Source organism: Hydrogenovibrio sp. (assembly GCF_049975065.1).
Classification (GTDB): Bacteria; Pseudomonadota; Gammaproteobacteria; order Thiomicrospirales; family Thiomicrospiraceae; genus Hydrogenovibrio.
The window spans coordinates 1-4,469 of sequence record NZ_JBNGDN010000120.1 but is presented as its reverse complement, the minus strand read 5'-3'; the positions used below and the strand labels follow the sequence as shown (position 1 = coordinate 4,469).

The following is a 4,469-nucleotide window of genomic DNA, read 5'->3' as shown; positions in this document are numbered from 1 at the left end:
TGGGTCATCGGCTCCGAAACGACCGAGCCCAGTGGTGAAGATAAAACCGCTATGGTCTTGGCCATGCCCAACAAGGCCGGTTCTTTGCTGGAGGTGCTGTCGAGTTTTGCCAAGCGAAACATCAGTATGACACGCATTATTTCCATTCCATCAACGGAAACAAAATGGGATTACCTGTTTTTTATTGACGTGCAAGGACATCAGAAAGAAACGCCATTGGCCGAAGCCATCGAAGAAGTTCGCCAAAAAACCAGCTTCTGTAAAATTCTGGGATCTTTTCCGGTGTCGCCACTGAGCTGACGGGCTGGGCTTCATTAGCCAGTTTTACTTTTTTTAGCCGTTTTTAGTCGAATCATTATCCAATTCATTACGCGAGCGAACAGTCAAATATTATGGCCACGTCTTTTTTTGCCAAACAAACCTTGCCTCACATTCACAAGGTGGTTGTTTACCAGCCTGGTAAACCCGTTTCCGAATTGCAGCGGGAATACGAACTGACCCAAATTTCCAAGCTGGCATCCAACGAAAATCCATTGGGCGCCAGCCCCAAGGTGGCACAAGCGATTCAAACGGCGCTGGCTGACATTGGTCGTTACCCGGATGGCCATCAGTTTTATCTCAAACAGGCGTTGGCCGATTTTTTGCATCTCAGTTCGTCACAGATTGCACTGGGTAACGGTTCCAATGAGCTGCTTTCGATAACGGCGCGGGTGTTTGCCGGTGCGGGCGACGAAATCATTTACTCGCAATACGCCTTTCCCGTTTACGCCATCAGCACACAATCGGTGGGGGCGACGGGCGTGGAAGTGCCTGCAAACCATTGGGGGCACGATTTGGAGGCCATGGTCGAGGCCATTACGGAGCGCACCAAATTAATTTATCTGGCGAACCCGAACAACCCAACCGGCACCTTTTTTGGACGTGCCGAATGGGAAAATTTTATTCAAAAGGTGCCGAGTCACGTCATAGTGGTGCTGGATGAGGCTTATACCGAGTACGTCACAGACCCGGATTTTGCCAACGGTTTGCACTATCTGGGCGACTATCCGAACCTGCTGGTTTCGCGCACTTTTTCCAAAGCCTATGGGCTGGCGGCATTGCGTGTCGGCTATATGGCAGGGCACCCGGAAGTCATTAGTTACATCAACCGCATTCGCGAGCCGTTTAACATTAACCATCTGGCGCAAGTGGCCGCTCAAGTCGCGCTGTCGGATCAAGCCTTTGTGCAACAGACGGTGACGCTCAATCAGCAGGGCATGGCGACTCTGACCCAGTTTTTCGATGATATGGCATTCCGTTACATTCCTTCGCAGGCCAATTTCCTGTGTGTTCGCTTGGGCGCCGACGCGGCGGAAATTCATCAGGCGTTATTACAAGAAGGGGTGATTGTTCGCCCGGTCGCCAGTCAGGGAACCTTTGCTGAATTTTTACGAGTATCAATCGGTTTGCCAGACGAAAACGCACATTTTATGCAGGCCTTACGTCATATTTTAAACCGGTCACGCTAGCCGATCATGGACGAACACCCAATGAAACAATGGCATAAAATCACGATTATCGGCGTCGGACTGATCGGCGGTTCTCTTGCCAAGGCGCTGAAAAAAGCAGGCCTGGTTAAAACCGTGATGGGCTATGGTTCACGAGAAGAAAACCTTCGCAAAGCACAGCAACTGGGGGTGATTGACGATTATTCCCTTTCGCTGGAAACGGCGGTTCAAAATGCCGATCTGGTTGTTCTGGCCGTGCCGTTAGGTGCCATGGAATCGGTGTTAAAAGACATGGCTCCCTTTGTATCGGAAAAGACGCTTCTCACGGATGTGGGCAGTGCAAAAACATCCGTTTTAAACGCGGTGCAGTCGGCCTTTGGGCACATTCCAAAACGCTTTGTGGCGGGGCATCCAATCGCTGGCAAGGAAAAAAGCGGAGTCGAAGCGGCGTGTGACAACCTGTTTGTGAATCACCGTGTTATTTTGACCCCCACGGCGTCAACCGATCAAACCGCTTTGAATGAATTGACCCAGCTGTGGCAAGCTACAGGCGCTCGGGTGTCGGAAATGACACCTGAATTCCATGACGAAGTGTTTGCCGCCACCAGTCATTTACCCCATATGCTGGCGTTCGGCTTAGTTAATTTACTTAATGAACACGTTGAGTTAGGCAATGTGTTTCAATATACCGCCGGTGGATTTCGCGACTTTACCCGCATTGCCTCCAGCGATGCCGTCATGTGGCGCGACATCGCCTTAAGCAACCGCGACGCCATTGTTAAGTGGCTGCAGCATTATCAGACAGAAATTCAAACCTTGACCGATCTCGTGGAGACTGGCAATGGCGAACGTCTCCACGATTATTTTGCCCAAGCCAAGCAGGCACGAGACGAACACATCGTCAAACCGGATTAACCCGAATTAAACCGAATTTACCCGAATATTTCACACCTTTTTAGGAAAATTGATTATGTCGAAAAACATTCAGTTCAAAGTCAGCCCGGGCGGGAAAATCAAAGGGCGCATCCGTGTGCCGGGCGATAAATCCATTTCGCACCGCAGTATTATGCTCGGAGCCATTGCCGACGGCACCACTCATATCAGCGGTTTTCTGGAAGGGGAAGACAGCTTGGCCACTTTGAAGGCGTTTCAGGCGATGGGGGTTGAGATTGAAGGGCCGGATAATGGCCGCGTCACGGTGCATGGTGTTGGCTTAAAAGGCTTAAAAGCCCCGACTCACCCGCTGGATATGGGGAACTCCGGAACCGCAATGCGTTTGATGGCCGGGATTTTGGCGGGTCAGAATTTCGAATGCGAACTGATCGGCGATGCGTCCTTGTCCAAACGCCCAATGAAGCGGGTGACCGACCCGCTCGCGCAAATGGGAGCCGAAATCGAAACTCAAGCGGGCGGGACACCGCCTTTGAAAATCAAGCGCAGCGGTCAGTTGAAAGCCATTGATTATGTGCTGCCGATGGCGAGCGCACAGGTCAAATCCTGTGTTTTACTGGCGGGTCTGTATGCGCAAGGACAAACCACGGTTGAAGAGCCAGCTCCCACCCGAGACCATACTGAACGCATGTTGCGTGGTTTCGGTTACGATGTGCCGTCCGAAAAACTGGACGATATGCGAACGCGCGTGTCGTTAACGGGCGGGCAACCCTTAACCGCTTCCGATATCGACGTGCCGTCCGATATTTCCTCCGCCGCGTTTTTTATGGTGGCGGCGGCGATGGCCGAAGAAGCCGATTTGGTGATTGAGCATGTCGGCATTAATCCAACTCGTACCGGTGTATTGGATATTCTGAAACTGATGGGCGCCGATATTACGCTTGAGAATGAAGCGACCGTCGGAGGTGAACCGGTGGCGGACATCCGAATCCGTTCATCGAAATTGAAGGGCATCGAGATTCCACCGCATTTGGTGCCTTTGGCAATTGATGAATTCCCCGTGTTGTTTGTCGCGGCATCGGCGGCCGAAGGGCGCACGGTGCTGACCGGTGCCGAAGAATTGCGTGTCAAAGAATCCGATCGGATTCAAGTGATGGCGGATGCCTTGAATGCACTTGGCATTCAAGCCACGCCAACTGAAGATGGCATGATAATCGAAGGCGGGCAACAAGCACCGCAATCCGCGCCGATTCTGAGTCACCATGATCACCGCATTTCCATGGCGGCGACCGTCGCCGGATTACGCGCCGCGTCGGAGGTAGTGGTGGACGACTGCGCCAACGTCAATACCTCCTTTCCAACGTTCATTGAATTGATTAATCAGGTCGGCATGCAGGTTATCGCCGAGGAGGCTTAATATGGAAACAACCACAGCAATCGTTACGGTGGATGGGCCAAGCGGGGTTGGAAAGGGCACCTTGGCGCAATACCTCTGTTGCAAAACCGGCTTTCACTTACTCGACAGCGGCGCCATTTATCGAAGCTTGGCGTACGGCGTGCTCGATCAAGGCTTGGCATTGAACAATCTACCAGGCCTGGTGGCATTGGCTGAAAACCTGCCGGTGACGTTTATTGAAACCAGCATTCTGTATCAAGGTGAAGACATCACATCCAAAGTACGTACCGAAGAAGTGGCGGCGATGGCCTCTAAAGTGGCCGCGATTCCGGAAGTACGCGCCGCTTTATTGAAGCGCCAAAAGGACTATGCGCAACCGCCTGGCTTGATTGCGGACGGGCGCGACATGGGCACCGTGGTCTTCCCAGAAGCACCGGTGAAGCTGTTTCTGACCGCTTCAGCGGAAGAAAGAGCAAAAAGGCGCGTTAAACAGTTGAAAAATCAAGGGGTTGATGTTAATATTCGCCAAATAACTCAAGACATTATGGAAAGAGACGAGCGCGACCGCACTCGGAAGACCTCTCCATTGGTTCCGGCAGACGATGCGTTGGAAATTGATACAACCGATTTAAGCATCGAAGACGTTTGCAAATTGGCGATGGATCAATTATGGAAACATGGGTTAATCAAGTAAG

General features: G+C 51.8%; 5 protein-coding genes. All 5 read left to right on the top strand.

The window, feature by feature from the left end; all coding sequences use genetic code 11:
• On the top strand, positions 1–300 hold a 300-nt coding region (locus ACP5D0_RS10065; RefSeq protein WP_472365657.1), incomplete at its 5' end, for an ACT domain-containing protein.
• A gap of 92 nt (positions 301–392) precedes the next feature.
• The gene (hisC, locus tag ACP5D0_RS10060; protein WP_472365656.1) at positions 393–1,508 is read left to right on the top strand and encodes a histidinol-phosphate transaminase; all 1,116 of its coding nucleotides are present in this window, start codon (positions 393–395) and stop codon (positions 1,506–1,508) included.
• Positions 1,509–1,529: 21 nt separating this feature from the next.
• Entirely contained in the window at positions 1,530–2,402 is an 873-nt protein-coding gene (locus tag ACP5D0_RS10055; RefSeq protein ID WP_472365655.1) for a prephenate dehydrogenase, read from the top strand.
• Positions 2,403–2,457: 55 nt separating this feature from the next.
• Entirely contained in the window at positions 2,458–3,795 is a 1,338-nt protein-coding gene (gene aroA / locus ACP5D0_RS10050; RefSeq protein WP_472365654.1) for a 3-phosphoshikimate 1-carboxyvinyltransferase, read from the top strand.
• A gap of 1 nt (position 3,796) precedes the next feature.
• Entirely contained in the window at positions 3,797–4,468 is a 672-nt protein-coding gene (gene cmk / locus ACP5D0_RS10045) for a (d)CMP kinase (RefSeq protein ID WP_472365653.1), read from the top strand.
• Position 4,469 lies beyond the last annotated feature (1 nt).

Coding starts and splice junctions, on each gene's coding strand:
- cmk (WP_472365653.1), top strand. CDS start 3,797: ATGGAAACAACCACAGCAATCGTTACGGTGGATGGGCCAAGCGGGGTT.
- ACP5D0_RS10055 (WP_472365655.1), top strand. CDS start 1,530: ATGAAACAATGGCATAAAATCACGATTATCGGCGTCGGACTGATCGGC.
- aroA (WP_472365654.1), top strand. CDS start 2,458: ATGTCGAAAAACATTCAGTTCAAAGTCAGCCCGGGCGGGAAAATCAAA.
- hisC (WP_472365656.1), top strand. CDS start 393: ATGGCCACGTCTTTTTTTGCCAAACAAACCTTGCCTCACATTCACAAG.